Annotated in this window: 12 protein-coding genes; 6 read left to right on the top strand and 6 right to left on the bottom strand. The window is 50.6% G+C overall.

Going from position 1 to position 15377, the window contains the following annotated elements:
- Positions 1-46 precede the first annotated feature (46 nt).
- From FDW94_RS03300 to FDW94_RS03285, 4 genes are all read right to left on the bottom strand, one after another.
- Positions 47-3190 carry a CusA/CzcA family heavy metal efflux RND transporter gene (locus FDW94_RS03300; RefSeq protein ID WP_137377129.1) on the bottom strand — a complete coding sequence of 1048 codons (3144 nt, stop codon included), beginning with the start codon at positions 3188-3190 and terminating at the stop codon, positions 47-49.
- Between the two features lie 11 nt (positions 3191-3201).
- Positions 3202-4494: an efflux RND transporter periplasmic adaptor subunit gene (locus FDW94_RS03295; protein ID WP_137377128.1), complete on the bottom strand. Its 1293-nt coding sequence runs from the start codon at positions 4492-4494 to the stop codon at positions 3202-3204.
- 77 nt (positions 4495-4571) lie between these two features.
- A complete protein-coding gene (gene cusF / locus FDW94_RS03290) occupies positions 4572-4919 on the bottom strand; it encodes a cation efflux system protein CusF (RefSeq protein ID WP_008784023.1) in 348 nt (115 codons plus the stop codon).
- A gap of 32 nt (positions 4920-4951) precedes the next feature.
- Entirely contained in the window at positions 4952-6334 is a 1383-nt protein-coding gene (locus FDW94_RS03285; protein ID WP_137377127.1) for an efflux transporter outer membrane subunit, read from the bottom strand.
- A gap of 195 nt (positions 6335-6529) precedes the next feature.
- Between FDW94_RS03285 and cusR the strand changes: the two genes are divergently transcribed.
- The 5 genes from cusR to FDW94_RS03260 all read left to right on the top strand — a co-directional run bounded on the left by cusR (position 6530) and on the right by FDW94_RS03260 (position 10869).
- Positions 6530-7213, top strand: coding sequence for a copper response regulator transcription factor CusR (gene cusR, locus FDW94_RS03280; protein ID WP_003831137.1), 684 nt, complete (start codon positions 6530-6532; stop codon positions 7211-7213).
- Entirely contained in the window at positions 7203-8654 is a 1452-nt protein-coding gene (locus tag FDW94_RS03275; protein WP_137377126.1) for a Cu(+)/Ag(+) sensor histidine kinase, read from the top strand. Before cusR ends, FDW94_RS03275 begins: the two co-directional genes overlap by 11 nt.
- 125 nt (positions 8655-8779) lie before the next feature.
- A complete protein-coding gene (locus FDW94_RS03270; protein WP_020996562.1) occupies positions 8780-9106 on the top strand; it encodes a hypothetical protein in 327 nt (108 codons plus the stop codon).
- 372 nt (positions 9107-9478) lie between these two features.
- On the top strand, positions 9479-9982 hold the full coding sequence (locus FDW94_RS03265) for a hypothetical protein (protein ID WP_008784020.1): 504 nt from the start codon (positions 9479-9481) through the stop codon (positions 9980-9982).
- A gap of 83 nt (positions 9983-10065) precedes the next feature.
- A complete protein-coding gene (locus FDW94_RS03260) occupies positions 10066-10869 on the top strand; it encodes an MBL fold metallo-hydrolase (RefSeq protein ID WP_137377125.1) in 804 nt (267 codons plus the stop codon).
- A 69-nt stretch (positions 10870-10938) separates the two neighbouring features.
- On the opposite strand, the gene FDW94_RS03255 is transcribed toward FDW94_RS03260, so the two are convergent.
- The gene (locus FDW94_RS03255) at positions 10939-13383 is read right to left on the bottom strand and encodes a trimethylamine-N-oxide reductase 2 (RefSeq protein ID WP_137377124.1); all 2445 of its coding nucleotides are present in this window, start codon (positions 13381-13383) and stop codon (positions 10939-10941) included.
- Between the two features lie 20 nt (positions 13384-13403).
- Complete coding sequence (locus FDW94_RS03250) at positions 13404-14498, bottom strand: NapC/NirT family cytochrome c (RefSeq protein ID WP_008784017.1); 1095 nt, start codon at positions 14496-14498, stop codon at positions 13404-13406.
- A 527-nt stretch (positions 14499-15025) separates the two neighbouring features.
- On the opposite strand from FDW94_RS03250, the gene uspF reads away from it, so the two are divergent.
- On the top strand, positions 15026-15377 hold a 352-nt coding region (uspF, locus tag FDW94_RS03245; protein ID WP_249358276.1), incomplete at its 3' end, for a universal stress protein UspF.

The raw sequence follows: 15377 nt of genomic DNA, 5'->3' as shown, positions 1-15377 counted from the left end.
GCCTGCTTCGGCAACAAATCCGAATGCAGGCGCGCGCTTTAGAGCATTATTTTTGACCGCGGTGTCTGTGCAGCCACATCAGCTTATACGCAGCCGGAATAATGAATAGCGACAGCAATGGCGCGGTGATCATGCCGCCAATCATCGGCGCGGCGATGCGGCTCATGACTTCTGAGCCAGCTCCCGTCCCCCACAAGATAGGTAACAGACCCGCGATAATCACCGCCACGGTCATCGCTTTTGGCCGCACGCGCAGCACGGCACCGTGATATAACGCTTCATCCAGCTTGTCCGCCGTAAAGGTTTGCGGATTTTCCAGCGCGGGTTCGGCTTCAATAGCGTGGCGCAAGTACATCAGCATCACCACGCCAAACTCCGCAGCAACACCTGCCAGGGCGATAAATCCGGTTCCGGTTGCGACCGACATATGGAAACCCATCCAGTAAAGGAACCAGATGCCGCCCACCAGCGCAAAAGGCACACTGGTGATAATCAGCAGCGCTTCGCCAAAGCGACGGAAGGCCAGATAAAGCAAGACGAAGATAATCATCAGCGTCATTGGCACCATCAACTTGAGCTTATGGCTGGCGCGCTCAAGCAGCTCGAATTGCCCCGAAAACGCCACGCTGGTCCCAGGCTTTAACTGGACCTTTTCAGCAATAGCCTTTTTCAGATCGTTCACCACTGAGACCATGTCACGATCTCGGGCGTCGATGTAAATCCAACTGGTTGGTCGCGCATCTTCGGTTTTCAGCATCGAAGGCCCCGAAACCACCGTCACATCGGCGACATCCGCCAGCGTAATTTGCTGTTTCATGGGCGTCAGAATCGGCAGATTACGCAATGCTTCCGGGCTATCACGATAGCTCTGCGCATAGCGCAGGTTGATAGGATAGCGTGCAATCCCTTCCACCGTTTCGCCCACCATTGCCCCTCCTACTGCTGAAGTGACAAACAGCTGCACAGCACCTACGGTCATGCCGTACCGGGCCGCTTTTTCACGATTAATATCTACGTTGAGATAGCGTCCGCCCACCAGACGCTCGGCCAGCGCCGAAGAGACACCCGGCACGGTTCTGGCCACCTCTTCAATTTGCTCCGCCGTGGCGTCGATATCTGCCAGAACATTACCCGACACCTTAATGCCAATTGGGCTTTTGATCCCCGTAGAGAGCATGTCGATACGGTTACGAATCGGCGGAACCCACAGATTCGCCAGCCCCGGCAAGCGTACGGTTTTGTCCAGCTCGGCGATGATTTTGTCCATCGTCATCCCCGGACGCCACTGGTCCTGCGGCTTCAGTTGGATCGTCGTTTCAACCATTTCCAGCGGCGCGGAGTCTGTTGCGGTTTCTGCCTTACCGGTTTTACCAAACACGCGCGCCACTTCCGGAACGGTCATGATCAGCTTGTCGGTTTTCTGCAGCATATCCGCTGCCTGCGCCGCTGAGATCCCCGGCAATGTCGAAGGCATATACAGCAGATCGCCTTCGTTAATCTGCGGCAGGAATTCACCACCGACTTTATTCAGCGGGTAGACAACCGTCAGTATTGAAAGCACCGCCACCAGAATGGTGGTCTTGGGCCAGTGCAACACCTTCAGCAACAACGGATGGTAAATACGGATCAGAAAACGGTTAAGCGGGTTGCTACTTTCGGCCGGTATTTTTCCACGGATCCAGAATCCCATCAGGATCGGAATAACCACAATCGCCAGAAATGCCGCCCCTGCCATGGCATACGTTTTGGTGAACGCCAGCGGGCCAAACAGTCGCCCTTCTTGCCCCTCAAGCGTGAAAATGGGGATAAACGACAACGTGATGATCAACAGGCTGATGAACAATGCCGGGCCGACTTCTACCGAGGCGTCAGTAATAACCTTCCAGCGCGTTGCGTTATCGAGCTTTTCATTCGGATGCTGATGCCCCCACTCTTCCAGCCGCTTATGGGCGTTTTCAATCATCACGATTGCGGCATCAACCATCGCCCCGACGGCAATGGCAATTCCCCCTAGCGACATGATGTTGGCGTTCAAACCCTGGAAATGCATCACGATAAACGCGATACACAGCCCCAGCGGCAGGGAAATAATCGCCACCAGCGCCGAACGCAGATGCCACAGGAACAGTGCGCACACCAGCGCCACGACGATAAACTCTTCCAGCAGCTTGTAGCTGAGGTTATCAATGGCGCGATCGATGAGCTGACTGCGATCGTATGTTGTAACTACCTCTACGCCTTCCGGCAGGCTGCTTTTCAGCGTGTCGAGTTTGGCTTTAACGGCAGAGATCACCTCACGCGCATTTTTACCGGAACGCAGGATAACCACCCCGCCCGCGACTTCGCCTTCGCCATTCAGTTCGGCGATCCCACGGCGCATTTCCGGTCCAATCTGTACGCGCGCCACATCGCGCAGGTAAACAGGTACACCGTCGGCCCCTGTTTTCAGGACGATGTTATTGAAATCATCGAGCGTTTGCAGATATCCACTGGCGCGGACCATATATTCCGCTTCAGCCATCTCAACAGATGAGCCGCCCGCTTCCTGATTCGACGTATCCAGCGCCGATTTCACATCCGCCAGGCTGATGCCATATTGCGTCAGCTTCATCGGATCGATAACGACCTGATACTGTTTAACCACGCCGCCTACCGAAGCGACCTCCGCCACGTTAGGAATCGTTTTTAACTCATACTTTAAAAACCAGTCCTGAAGAGAGCGTAATTCCGCCAGATCATGTTTCCCACTGCGATCCACCAGCGCGTACTCAAATATCCAGCCGACGCCCGTGGCGTCCGGTCCCATTTCCGCGCTAACGCCAGCCGGTAATTTTCCCTGAACCTGGTTGAGATACTCCAGTACGCGCGAGCGCGCCCAGTAAGGATCGGTACCATCTTCGAAAATGACGTACACGTAGGAATCACCAAACTGCGAGAAACCGCGCACGGTTTTCGCACCCGGTACCGACAGCATGGTGGTGGTCAGCGGGTAGGTCACCTGATTTTCAACAAGTTGCGGCGCCTGCCCCGGATAACTGGTTTTGACGATCACCTGAACATCAGAGAGATCGGGCAGCGCATCAACCGGCGTATTGATGATGGTCCAGGTTCCCCAGACGCTAAGAAACAGCGCCCCCATCATCACCAGAAAACGGTTTGCCACCGAACGACGGATAATCCATTCAATCATTTATCATGTCCTCAGTGTGAATGGGTCGCCTGGGCTGGCATGGCGGCTGCGTCTTGCGCCTTACTGTTCTGGGCGCGCATACGGTCCAGTGCGCCAGAGATATTCGCTTCGGAATCAATCAGGAACAGGCCACTGGACACCACTTTTTCGCCTTCGGTCAGGCCGGAGCGGATAGCCGTCAGCCCCTGGGATTCATGGAATACCGCAACCTGTTTCGGCACAAATCGGCCTTCGTTATCAACGGTGATGACCCGCTGCTCGGTACCCGTATCAATCAGTGCTTTAGACGGGATCAGCAGCATTGGCTCGCTTTGTGTTTTCAGTTGCAGGTAAGCATTCATCCCGGGCTTGAGCGCCTCGTCGGGGTTATCGACCTGTAAACGGAGCTGGAGCGTACGCGTGGTAGCATCAACGCTTGGTAAGATACTCCACTTGCTGATGGTGAAAGGCTTATCCGGCCAGGCGGGCACGGTGATGGTAAACTGCGAGGCATCTTTAATCAGCCAGGCGATAGATTCCGGGACCGACGCGCTAACCCATACCGGGTCCATACCCTGAATTTTCGCGACCACATTGTCTTTGGAAATGTTCATACCGGTACGCAAATCGAATGCAGTGATCACCCCATCGATAGGCGCTTTCAGGGTAAAGCGAGTCTGAATTTTACGCGTCGATTTTAAGCGCTGGATATCTGCTTCAGGCATTCCAGTCAGACGTAATCTCTCCAGAATCCCTTCCACCTGCGTCGCGCTACCACCCGTTTCACGCAGCAATAAATATTCGCTCTGCGCCTCAACCCAATCAGGAATAGTCAGGTCGATCAGCGGCGAACCCTTCTTAATTTTGTCCCCCACGGTCAGCGGGTAAACCTTCTCGATAAAGCCCGCAGAGCGTGCCTGGACAATAACAAACTGGTATTCGTTATAACTAACGTTGGCCGGGAAAGTTTGCGCGTAGTGCAGTGGTCCACGACGCACTGGCTCTGTTTTCAGCCCCAGGTTCTGGGTCTGTGTAGGATCGATGCGCACGCCAGGCGATGACGCGTTCGCGGTCTCTTCATCGGCATATTTCGGGATCAGATCCATATCCATAAACGGCGATTTACCCGGTTTATCAAAGCGCGTGTTCGGATACATGGGGTCATACCAGAACAACACTTTTCTGGCTTCTTTTTGCTGAACTGGCCCGGCTACAGACGATATTTTTGCCGATGAATAATAAGTATAAACACCGACAGAAATAATCCCGCCGGCAATCATGCTACCGAGAATAAGCGCGGTATTTTTAATATTTAAAGACGCCATAGTGATTTCCATTGCGCGATAGTCTCACCCGCGTTCGCAAAAAACTCGGGCAAGAATAAAAGAGACCAGCGAGAACGTTATTTACTGATGTGAATATCGCGTAACACAGAGAGATTTCCCTGCTGAACAAACGTAAACGCGACCTTATCGCCTGGCTTAATATCATCAGCCTTCGTATCAGCAACCAGCGTAAAGCGCATCGTCATGGCAGGCCAGTTCACCGCTGGAATAGGGTCATGCTTAATCGTGATTTTTTTACTCTCCATATCAACAGCTTCAATCACCCCGGTAGCGCTAATGAGTTGTTCCTGTTGAGCCGCTGGCTGCATATTCATCATCTCTCCATGCTGATTTTCATTGGCCTGGGCGTTAAACATAACCACAGAGAAAAGGCTAAACAGTACGGCTTTGGCGGTAGTATTCATACATCATGCTCCTGAAAAGTTAATATTAAGGATTACTCCACCCAACCGCCGCCTAAGGCAGCAAACAGTTTAATTTCATTAACCTGTTGGGCGTAATTAAGATCGAGCAGCGATTGCCGCGTAGCGAATAAAGAACGTTCTGCGTCTAATACTTCGATATAGCTAACTGCGCCATTCTGATAAAGCGCTCTGGCGCGCTGTAGTGTGATTTGCAATGAATCCAGATAACGCTGCTGCCCACTAATTTGATCGGCAATACTTTGGCGTAACACCAGTGCATCCGCCACTTCTTTAAACGCGTTCTGAATTTTTTGTTCGTAATTCACTACTGACTGTTGCTGGCGAATTTCTGCCAGGTCGAGATTGGACTGATTACGTCCGGCGTTGAAGATTGGAATATCTATTTTGGGGACAAAATTCCACATGCCGCTGGAGGCATCAAATAAATTGGAAAGATCGCTACTGCTACTGGACACGGAACTGGTCAACGTTATCGACGGAAAAAATGCCGCCCGCGCAGCACCAATATTGGCATTTGCCGCCAATAATCCGTGCTCAGCTTCCATAATATCCGGGCGCTGCAACAGTATTTGCGACGAAAGCGATGGCGGCAGCGTTACCGGTTTAATATCCCCACGGCTGCGCGCCTGGTCATCGGGTAATTTCCCGTATGTACCCAGCAACAGTTGCAGCGCGTTATTGGCCTGTGCCAACTCACCTTTACGCTTGGCAATTTCGCTACGCGTACTTTCAATCACACCGCGCGCTTGTTCCAACGCCAGTACGTTGGTGCTACCGGTTATCAGTTGCTTCTCTACAAAAGCATAAGAGCGCTGATAGTTTTGCAGCGTTTCTTCGGCAACTTGCAACTGCGCGTAAGCCAGACGCTGGTTGAAATAGCTTTGCGACACGTTGGAAATTAATAAGATATGCACCGCCCGACGCGCCTCTTCGCTGGCGAAGAAGTTCTGCCGTTCGGCTTCACTCATATTTTTAAGCCGCCCAAAGAAATCCAGGTCGAAACTGAGATTGAGTCCAGCTTCGAATTCACGATCGGTGCTGCTATCACCTTTTAATTTACCGCTGTAGGTACCGCTGGAGCCTGCCGTGATTTGCGGATAACGGTCAGCGTCCGTGACGCCATACTGCGCTCGCGCTTCCTGAACCTTCAGCGTCGCCATGCGTAAATCGCGGTTATTGATCAGCGCCTCACCAATCAACGCCTTCACCTGGTCGTCAACAAAAAAGGTTCGCCACCCCGTGTCCTGGTATTCACCAGGAGCCGACACCAGGGAATTCTGACTTAAAGAAAATTGCTGTGGCACCGGCAAGGCCGGGCGCTGATAGTCCGGCGCCAATGAACAACCAGCGAGCACGAATATAGCGCTGAGAGTAAGAAGCTTAAATTTGCTCATAGTTCTTCTCGTCCTGACCGGACTGATGTCCCTAAAATAAGTAGGAATTTATAGTCTTGTACTTTAACGAAGTGACTCTGTTTAACCGGTGACAGGAAAATGACAAAACTGTCATTTACCCAATAACAGATTGCTATCCGATCCCGCTTCCCTAGAATTGACAGTCCGCACAACCAGTGCGAGAAGGAGAATGCGATGAAGGTTTTGATAGTCGAAGATGAGAAAAAAACCGGTGAATACCTGACGAAAGGCCTGACGGAAGCGGGTTTTGTTGTGGATTTGGCGGATAACGGCCTGAACGGGTATCACCTGGCGATGACCGGCGATTACGATCTGCTCATACTCGACATCATGCTGCCGGATGTAAACGGCTGGGATATCGTGCGGATGCTGCGTTCCGCCAACAAAGGAATGCCCATTCTTCTCCTCACCGCACTGGGTACCATTGAACATCGGGTTAAAGGTCTGGAATTAGGTGCTGATGATTACCTGGTTAAACCGTTTGCCTTCGCCGAACTGCTGGCACGAGTCAGAACGCTGCTGCGCCGGGGCGCTGCGGTGATTGTTGAAAGCCAGTTTCAGGTCGCGGATTTAATGGTCGATCTGGTCAGCAGGAAAGTCACCCGCAGCGGTACGCGCATCACCCTGACCAGCAAAGAGTTTACGCTGCTTGAGTTTTTCCTGCGCCATCAGGGGGAAGTTTTACCCCGCTCACTGATCGCCTCCCAGGTCTGGGATATGAATTTTGACAGCGATACTAATGCCATCGACGTCGCCGTTAAGCGTCTGCGCGCCAAAATTGATAACGATTTTGAGCCGAAACTGATTCAGACCGTGCGCGGTGTGGGATATATGCTTGAGGTTCCTGATGACCAGTAAACGATGGCGGCGCCCTTTTTCACTGGCGACACGACTGACCTTTTTTATCAGCCTGGCGACAATTGCTTCATTTTTCGCCTTTGCATGGATAATGATCCACTCCGTGAAAGTCCACTTCGCCGAGCAGGACATCAACGATTTACAAGAGATTAGCGCCACGCTGGAGAGGATTATTAACCAACCCAACGAGCCAGAATCACGCCGCCTGGAAACGCTAAAAAATGTGGTGTCGGGTTATTCGAACGTCATTATTTCTCTGGAAGATAGCAACCAGAAGGCCATTTTCCATTCGCCCAATGCGCCGGATCTCCGGCAGTTTATCGCCAGTGCAAGGCCCGATAAAAATGCTCATGCCAGCGATGTTTTTATTATCTCAGGCCCCACACTGCAAACCTCCAAACATATTCACGGACAGAAAACATCGTCTAACTGGCGAATGATTCGCCTGTCGGTAGGACAACTTGCCGATGGAAAACCAGCGTATACGCTGTATCTGGCATTATCGATCGACTTTCATCTGCACTATATTAACGATCTGAAAAACAAGCTGATTATGACAGCATCGCTGATTAGCATGATGATTGTTTTTATCGTGTTGTTCGCCGTATACAAAGGTCATGAACCGATTCGTAACGTCAGTCGTCGCATCCAAAATATCACCTCGAAAGATCTCGATGTACGCCTCGATCCGCAAGCTGTTCCTATTGAACTGGAACAACTGGTGAGTTCGTTTAATCATATGATCGAACGCATCGAAGACGTATTTAAACGCCAGTCGAACTTCTCAGCGGATATTGCCCATGAGATCCGCACGCCAATAACTAACCTCGTCACCCAAACGGAGATTGCGCTCAGCCAGACCCGCAGCCAAAAAGAGCTGGAAGATGTGCTGTATTCCAATCTCGAAGAGTTTGGCCGTATGTCGAAGATGGTGAGTGATATGCTGTTTCTGGCGCAGGCGGATAACAATCAGCTGATCCCAGAAAAAAAAGCGCTCAATCTGGCTGATGAGGTCGGTAAAGTGTTCGACTTTTTCGAAGCCTGGGCTGAAGAGCGTGAGGTTGGTTTACGGTTTGAAGGACGCGCATGCTGGGTTTCAGGCGACCCATTAATGTTACGCCGGGCAATGAGTAATCTGCTGTCAAATGCCATGCGCTATACGCCAAAAGGCGAGTCGGTAACCGTGCGGGTGAAAGAGGCGGATGGCCAGGTGCAGATAGTCGTTGAGAATCCCGGAAACCCCATTCCCCCGCAACATCTTCCGCGACTCTTTGACCGCTTTTATCGAGTGGACCCTTCACGACAGCGTAAGGGCGAAGGCAGCGGCATTGGTCTGGCGATTGTGAAATCAATTGTGACTGCCCATCAAGGAAAAGTCTCGGTGACTTCCGACCCTCATGCCACTCGCTTTATTCTGACGCTGCCCAAGCACGCGATGTAATTTATGGTGATGACGCTTATACCCGTCATCACCTGTTGTCTGACACAACCGTCATAATCCTGTCACGCCACTGACAGCCCCTATTAATTATACTTTCTTCCGTAAACCCAAACAGGAGAAATATGATGAATAAGATGTCCTCTTTTTTAGCTATCGCGTTTTTTATTTCAGCTGGCGTTAATGCGGCAGAAACACCCAAAATGCATCAGCAGGCCGCAATGGCTCATGAAATGATGAATAACAGCGACGCTCCTGCACATCAACAAATGGCACAAGCACACGCCGCGCAAGCAAATAATTCATCGTCAACATCAACCAATGCGCAATCATTTTCACAAATGAATGAACATGAAAAAGCGATGGTTGTTCACCAATCGGTAAACAACGGCCATTCATTTGCTCATGAGGTACAGGCCGAGCAGCACCGCGCGCAGATCTCCACTCAGGGGTAAAGACGAACTATATTGACAACGACATCCATAAATACGCGAAGTTTGAATATTGTGGACTACTCTCCCCACGCGGGCCTGTTTATATACAAGCCCGCGTCCCACTTCATCGTTAATGTCAATATTAATAATTCATTAAATCCTTCTTCTAAAAGTAAATACATCTTAGCTCTCTACCCGGATTGTATAAAATAAGTAAATAAACAGCTTATTATGTTGCGTATTACAGCATTCACCACCCCATCCTAATTATAAATTAGGATTCCCCCTGGTATGCTTCATTAATATTTAATGGGAGACTGCCGTCGTCGTAAACATGACAGTCAAAAAGTTCGCATTCCTATAAATAAATTTAATGATGATAGTGAGTAAAAAATGAATAAACGTCTGCTAACCCTCCTGGTCCTTGGCCTGACAACTGCCACAACAGCATGTGCAATTACCCCGGCAATGCAGAAAAAGTATGAACGTTCAGGTTGTACGCAGATGAGTGAACTCAATGGCTGCGATGTGAATAAATCCTATCAGTGGAACCGCGATCATGGCTTTATTGAGAACAGTAACGGCCAGCAGAATCGTCATCATCATGGTGAAAAACAGCAAAATACCACTAACACGGATAACCACGATAATGCCGGTATTGATGGCAAATTCAGCGGAAATTACGTGGCCAAATTTGCCAATGGTCAACGCAGCGTTGATATTCACGTCGAAGATTCCGGCGTTTACGTCAATGGTAATGAAGTGCGTGACGTAAATACCTATAAGGATACGATGACCTTCCGTGTCGGCTATGCCACCTATACGATTAAAACAAATGGTCACGGTAGCTGGAATGACAGCGATGCAGGAAACGCAGGCAAAATTGTGCGTGAATAACGGATAACGCTAAAGAGCGCTGCGATCACAGCGCTCTCAAAAGCGATGTATTACAGTATGCCGTTTTAATACGGGAGTCAGGCATGGCTTTAACCCTCACAGTGCTGCTTGAAAACCGACGCGCTGCTGGCGCAGAAAAATCAATACTGGCCAAGCCTGGATTAAGTCTGTTAGTTCAGGATGAAACAACCACAATATTGTTTGATACCGGGCCGGATGGCAGCTTCATGCACAACGCTGCACAAATGGGCGTAGACCTGACCCAATTAACCGCAGTAGTGCTGTCGCACGGTCATTATGATCACTGCGGCGGCGTGCCATGGCTTGCGGATAACAGCCGTATCATTTGCCATCCCCAAATAGCCTGCGAACGGTACGCCTCAGTTACGGTTGCGGGAACACCACGAAAAATAAAAAAACTCTCGCGTGATAACAACTACTCTCGATTCATAATGGAATACACCCGCGAGCCGCTGGCTATCAGCGATCGTTTTTTGTGGTCCGGGGAAATCAGTGTCCCCACGCCACAGTCCTATGGCGTGATTAGCGAGAAAACACTCCAGCCAGATTACATCAGTGACGAAGGCGTATTGATCTATAAATCTGCACGCGGGTTAGTCATCATTACCGGTTGCGGGCATCGGGGAATAGAAAACATCGTACGCTATTGCCAGAAAATCACCGGGGTTAACAAAATTTATGCCCTGGTCGGTGGCTTTCATTTACGCGCCGCCTCCCCCGCTAAGCTATGGCGAACCCGACAATTTATTCAGCAACAACAACTCGAAAAACTGCTCGGCTGTCATTGCACCGGTTCGTGGGGGCGATTGTGGCTACCGGGAACTGACGCCCCGGCAACGGGAGATGTGATAGTGCTGGCTGAGTAACAACAGTAAAACGTTGCCCAAACAGCAATAAAAAACGGGAGCCTTACGGCCCCCGTTTATCAGTCATCATTATATGGTGACAATTGCTGGCTCATCAAAGACGGTGAGTTTTGGCGCTTCACCGGTGTATTTTTCTGCGTATACCAGGCTGGTATTCCCGGCACAACCATTCGCCAGTCTTGAAGTCGGGATATCCGCCGTCAGCACGTTCGCGCCGCCATTTTTACAGATACCGTTTTCAATATCCGGCCATGCGCCTTCATGAATACAGATGATGCCCGGTTTGATGCCGTCGCTGACGTGCGCCCCAACCAGAACCTGTCCACGAGCATTCCATACGCGGACCAGATCGCCCTCGGCAATCCCTCTGGCTTTTGCGTCATCCGGATGAATCGTCACCGGTTCACGATTGGCAATCGCGTACTCTTTACGTAGCGACGCGTAGTTCAGCTGGCTATGCAGACGATGTGCCGGGTGCGCCGTCAGTAGCTGCAGCTGATCTTTATCCGCAGTTCCTTTCCATTCATCCGGTTCAATCCAGGACGCATGCGGCGGACAGTCTTTATACTGATAGCCTTCAATCGTTTTCGAGTAGATTTCTATCTTGCCGCTCGGCGTTCCGAGTGCGTTCATCACCGGATCGCTGCGGAAATCCGCGTAGCGCACATATTTGTTATTCTTTTCATTCTCACGCATTTCGATCAGCTTATTCTGCTGCCAGAACGCGTTGAACTGAGGCATGGCAACACGCTGGGCGCGGGCGGCTTTTTGCGCGACGTCATAGAACTGCTTCAGCCACGCCATTTCGTCTTTGCCTTCGGTGTAGACAGCTTTCCCCCCCGGCTTGAGCATCTCAGCCAGATCGGCAAATACGTCAAAATCACTACGCGCTTCAAACTGCGGCTCAATGACCTGCTTCATCGGTACCAGATGCTGGTTACTGTAATCACCGGTCATGGTCAGATCGTTACGCTCAAACGAGGTGGTGATTGGCAGAACGATATCGGCGTGTTTGGCCGCAGCGGTCCAGTAGCATTCAGAGATGACAACCAGTTCAGGCTTCTGCCAGGCTTTGATTAAGCGGTTGGTATCCTGATGATGGGTAAAGTTAGCGCCGCCCGCCCACCAGATCATTTTGATATCCGGGAAGGTTTGCTCTTTACCGTTATGTTGATATTTGCCGCCTGGGTTTTCCAGCGCTTCGACAATTCGCGCTACCGGCAGGCTGGTCACCGCATCGGAAACCGCCCAGTCATTACCTGCCGATGACCCACCCTCAATTTTGGCGGAGATCGCCGGTAAAACCCCACCGATGCGCGTTGGGTTACCGCCATTGGAATAGTGATAAGAGAACCCGAAGCCGCCGCCTTCGGTACCAATTTGCCCCAGCATCGCCGCCAGAGTCACCAGCATCCAGTGTTTTTGCTCACCGTATTGCTGGCGCTGAATCCCCCAACCTGCCATGAGCATGGTTTTGTTGCTGGAGAAAATTTCCGCCAGCTTTTCCAGTTGCTCAGCAGGCACGCCACACACGCCAGATGCCCATTCGGCGGTTTTCTCTACTTTATCGCTCTTGCCGAGCAGGTACTCTTCAAACTGCGGATATCCGGTGGTGTATTTTTCCAGGAAGGCTTTGTCGTGAAGGTTTTTCTTCACCAGCGTATGGGCGATCCCTAACATCATTGCCACATCGGTCCCCATATGTGGCGCAATCCAGGTCGCATTATCACCAAAGAACTCGATGGTTTCAGAACGCATCGGATCGATGGCGATGACGCTTTTCCCTGATTTCTTCAGCAGATTAAAGTATTCGATCCCTTGTTCATCCGTGCTGCTCCAGGCAATCTTAAGGGTGTTGAGCGGGTTCATCCCCCACAGCACCACGACCTGACTGTGCTCAAGCACCATCGGCCAGGTGGTTTGCTGCTCATAAACCTCAACCGATCCCACAACGTATGGCATGATCACCTGCGCGGCACCGGTTGAATAATCTCCGGTATGCCCAGCGTAGCCACCGGCCATGCTCATATAGCGTTGCAGTAAGGTTTGCGCCTTATGCAGAACGCCGCTGGATCGCCAGCCATAAGAACCGGCAAATATCGAAGCCGGACCATAGCTGCTGCGGATCCGGCTGTGCTGTTCATGAATGAGCTTCAGCGCTTGCTCCCAACTGACCCGCACGAAGGGATCGTTACCGCGTTTGCCATCCGCTTTACCCGGATTTTCCAGATAGCTTTTGCGCACCATCGGATACTTAACGCGGATATTGGTATGAACCTGATCTGGCGCGGTTTGCTGTAATGAGTTCGGCACCGTTTTCGGCAACGCACCTTTTGAGGAAACCACTTTTCCGTCTTTTACTTCCACGTATACCGCACCCCAACGTGCTGCCGTCAGGATTGCTCCGCCATTCTGGCCTTCGGCCCAGGCTGGCATTGGGATCACCGAAGAAATCGCCATTGTCCCGGTTGCCGCGCCAGCCGTCTTAATAAAGTCACGTCTTGTGAGTTTCATGATTTCTCCTGATTGATCGCTTATTTATTCATGTCTTTAGCGTTGTACTGGAAGTAACGGCTCAGGATATCCAGTTCGGTTTCACTGATATTGGTGCGAGCGCCCATCCCTTTGGCTACTGAAGGCCAGGCGTTGAGCGTGAAATGATTCGCCGGAATTGGCGCATGACAGCCTGCGCAGTACACATTGTCGAGTTTGCGCGCGTAATCCCACATTGGTTCACGGCTGGCGAGAGCGGAACCGCTCCATTCCCCCTGTAGCACGACATCTCGCCACGCATTGCCGTAGTCATCTTTTTTCCAGTCGGAGAGGATCTTCAGCGACTGTTGACCTTTTTCACTCAGGCTGGCAAGAATCAAACGCTGCCCTGCTGCGTAGTAAATAACCTGTTCACTTCCTTGCATCTGGCTACCGCGAATCTCGACCAGTCGCGCGTTGTCCGTTGTTTTCAGGACCTGCATTTTAGTTGCCGGGTAAACGGTTCCCAGATCGCCCAACGCGGTGTTGCTTACAGCATAAAGTTCAGTTGCTGAAGCTGGGGTGGAGGCTGACTGCGCTTCAAGCCCTTTAAGCGCGCTGTCATCCATTTTTATTTCAGGTGGGAAATGGGCGACGCCTTTATGGCAATCAATACAGGTTTGCTTTTCCGCGATGCCCATTTTGTGCATCTTCTGAGCATCCGCGCTTTGTGCGGCAAGATCCATGGAGTCCATACTGTGGCAGCTACGGCAGGTCGCAGAATCATTAGCCTTGAGCTGTGCCCAAACGGTTTGCGCCATCTCCAGACGGTGTTCTTCAAATTTTTCCGGGGTATCGATCTTTTTGGTGATGAACTGATGATAAACATCTTTTGAGGCCCGCAGCTTAGCCACCAGAAAATCCAGACCGCCCTCCGGGATATGACAGTCCGCGCACTCTGCGCGAATACCTTTCTGATTCTGGAAGTGAACCGAGCCTGTATATTCTTCGTAGGGTGCCTGCATCGTATGGCAAGACAAACAGAATTCTGTACTCGAGGTTTTATGTAATGTCCATTGCCCTGCCAAAACAATAACTGCACCAAGAACAATGCACAGCAGCATCGTCCATAGGATAGTTTTATTTATTTTTCTCATCTTTTAATTCCATCAGACGAATACCCTTTTAGAGGTAGACAATAAATATACTAAAGCAGCTATTTATTGATATTCATCAAGCGCGGAGAGAAATGAGAATCAGCAAATGGGTAAGTTTGAAGAGGCTCGCATAATTAGTGAGAACGAAATGTAATTATTGTTTTTTCTTTAAAAACAGATTTTTAAACCACTTTCCAAGTTTATACATCTGTAAAGTAAGATGATGTCAGAATAAAAAATTACGGAGTTCATAACGCTGTTGAAATTACCCCCTTAACGACCATCGTTATATAATTAAATATACAATGAAAAATATAAAAAAGCACCCTTTTCTATTTCGAGATGGCAAGCATTAACGAGGGGACATCTCTTTTGGTTTTGCTCAGAAATACATTCAAGATAGGCTTACAGTACATACTGCTTAATGACGCGCACTGATGCACACATCCTTGATCTGGTCACTTATTATACAGAAACAACTTTCGCTACACTCAGGGTAGAGGTAAAACAAACAGGAGGTAGTGAATATGTATCGCTCAATTCTGGTGCCCATTGATATCTCTGAAGCCGATCTCACTCGTCATGTTGTGCCGCAGGTCCAGGCGCATGCCAAAACCGCGAAGGTCCACTTTTTAGCCGTTATTCCTACCGTTCCGTTCTATGCCTCGCTGGGACTGGCCTACTCTACCGAATTTCCGGACAGAAGTGGTCTGCAGGCCAAGGCCAGCGAAAAACTCGAAGAAATTATTAAGCAGTTCAATATTCCTGCCGGCAGGACTCAAACCCACGTCGTTTACGGCCCGCCGAAGGATCAGATTCTCAAGCTGGCGGAGGCGGTTGACGCCGAGCTTATCGTCATCGCCTCACACAAACCGGGGT

The sequence above is a fragment of the Citrobacter sp. wls757 genome (assembly GCF_005280935.1).
Taxonomy (GTDB): domain Bacteria; phylum Pseudomonadota; class Gammaproteobacteria; order Enterobacterales; family Enterobacteriaceae; genus Citrobacter; species Citrobacter portucalensis.
This window is presented reverse-complemented; position numbering and strand designations above follow the sequence as displayed.